4 protein-coding genes are annotated in these 1790 nt (G+C 72.6%); 2 read left to right on the top strand and 2 right to left on the bottom strand.

The annotated features are described in order from the left end of the window. A partial coding sequence (locus BIV01_RS09480; protein WP_175473681.1) for a LysR family transcriptional regulator substrate-binding protein occupies positions 1–274 on the bottom strand: 274 nt, incomplete at its 3' end. 33 nt (positions 275–307) lie between these two features. Here BIV01_RS09480 and BIV01_RS09475 point away from each other — a divergent pair. Together BIV01_RS09475 and BIV01_RS09470 are read left to right on the top strand one after the other, a co-directional pair. Then, on the top strand, positions 308–697 hold the full coding sequence (locus BIV01_RS09475) for a DUF5997 family protein (RefSeq protein ID WP_070418322.1): 390 nt from the start codon (positions 308–310) through the stop codon (positions 695–697). Between the two features lie 37 nt (positions 698–734). Continuing rightward, entirely contained in the window at positions 735–1241 is a 507-nt protein-coding gene (locus tag BIV01_RS09470) for a hypothetical protein (protein ID WP_071296394.1), read from the top strand. On the opposite strand, the gene BIV01_RS09465 is transcribed toward BIV01_RS09470, so the two are convergent. Continuing rightward, positions 1242–1652, bottom strand: a complete 411-nt coding sequence (locus BIV01_RS09465; RefSeq protein WP_071302663.1) for a phage holin family protein — start codon at positions 1650–1652, stop codon at positions 1242–1244. Positions 1653–1790: the final 138 nt, after the last annotated feature.

Below are 1790 nucleotides of genomic sequence, written 5' to 3'. Positions count from 1 at the left end.
CGCCGAGGTCGACCTCGGCGAGGTCCGCGAGCGGGGAGTCCTTCGGCATCGCGACGACGGCGGTCTCGGTCCAGAGCGGGATGGCGTTGTGCGCGTCCGACACGGGGACCCGGGCGAACACCATGTCGGCCTCGCCGGCGAGTGCGTCGTCGACCTCGTCCGCTCCGATCGGGCGGAGTCGGAGCTCGGTCGTGGGGAAGCGCTCGCGCCAGACGCGGGCCCACTTCGCGGGGGACACCCCCGGCACGAAGGCGATGGTGAGTGCCGCGGTCATGCAACCGAGCATAGGGGCCGTACCCTTGTGTCCATGGCGCAGGAACAGACCATGAAGCCCGAGACGGCCGCGAAGAAGCTCGGCATCCTGCTGGCGGCCGCCCCGGAGACCTTCCGGGACGCGCCGATCAGCCGGACCGCGTTCGACGAACTCCGCACGGAACCCCCGACCTGGCTCGAGGACCTCCGTCGCGACGGACCGCACCCGCGACCCGTCGTGGCGCAGAAGCTCGGCGTGTCGATCTCGGGGCTGACCCGTGCGGGCATCGACGAACCGCTCACCACGGCGGAGATCAAGACGCTGCTCGAGCAGAAGCCCGAGTGGCTCGTCCGCGAGCGCGCGACGCAGGCCGCGGTGCACGCCGAGAACGCCCGCGTGAAGCAGGAGCGTGCCGCGAAGGCCGCTGGCCGCACCGAGGACTGACCCCGACCCGCACCACCCCGCCGCCCGAGGACACCCCGTGCACGAGACCGTCGCCGACGCCATGCTCGTCGTGCCGCAGTTCGCGTCGGTGTGCTGCATCGTGGGGGACCGGTACCGGCCTCGCCCGGGCGTGATCGTCCCCGCGGCGGTGATGCTCGTCGCGATGCTCATGCCCGTCGTGCACGCCGGAGCGGTGTGGACGCTCCTCGCCGCCACCGTGCTCCTGCTCCTCGCGCCGCTGCCCGTCATGCGGCGGCGGCGCGCCGACGGTCGCCGCGCTGAGCCGATGGATGTCCACCGGGCACTGTCGGCGGTCGTGATGTCCGGGATGCTCCTGATGGGGCACGCCACGGGCATCGCCGACGGACACGCGGGCCACGGCATCGCCCTGACCGCGGTGCTCGGCGCCGGAGTGATCGGCTACGCCGCGTTCAGCGGGTGGCTGCTCCGCCACGAGTGGGCACGAGAGGACCGGCGTGCCGTCCGGAGCGGCGAGGTCTTCGCGATGACGGTCGCCGTCGTCGGCATGACGCTTGCGATGTAGTCAGCGGTTCGCCACGCGCTCCTGCACCTCGTGGATGGTGTCGGACGGCACCGGCGGCACACCCCGACGGATGCCGGCGATGCCGACGACCGCGAGGACCGCGGTGACGACGCCGAACACGACGAGCGTGATGCCGGTCGCGGCCCAGAGCGGGAGCACGAGCGCGAGCAGCACCACCACGAAGCCGGCGAGCAGGACGAGGGTCGTCAGCGCGAACGCCACCGCGACGCCGGTGAGGACGAGCCCCGTCTTCGCGCCGTTGACGCGGTCGCCGATCTCGCGTCGTGCCGATGCGACCTCGTCGCGGACGGCGCGGAGCACCGGCTCGAGCGCCTTCTGCACGAGCCCGGCGGTGACGGTGTCACGGAAGGACGGCTTGCCGGTCGTGGTGTCGTCGTGGTCGGTGCTCATGGTGTCTCCTGTTCCTCGGGCGCGGTCGTCCGCACCCACCAGGGTGACGCGTCGGGGACAGGAGTCGTCACGCCTGCGACGCGCATGCTCGGCGGGTTCCCAGGACCGGCGGTGACGAGCAGGTTCCGTCCGGCGCGT

The organism is Curtobacterium sp. MCBA15_013 (assembly GCF_001865095.1).
Classification (GTDB): domain Bacteria; phylum Actinomycetota; class Actinomycetes; order Actinomycetales; family Microbacteriaceae; genus Curtobacterium.
This window is presented reverse-complemented; position numbering and strand designations above follow the sequence as displayed.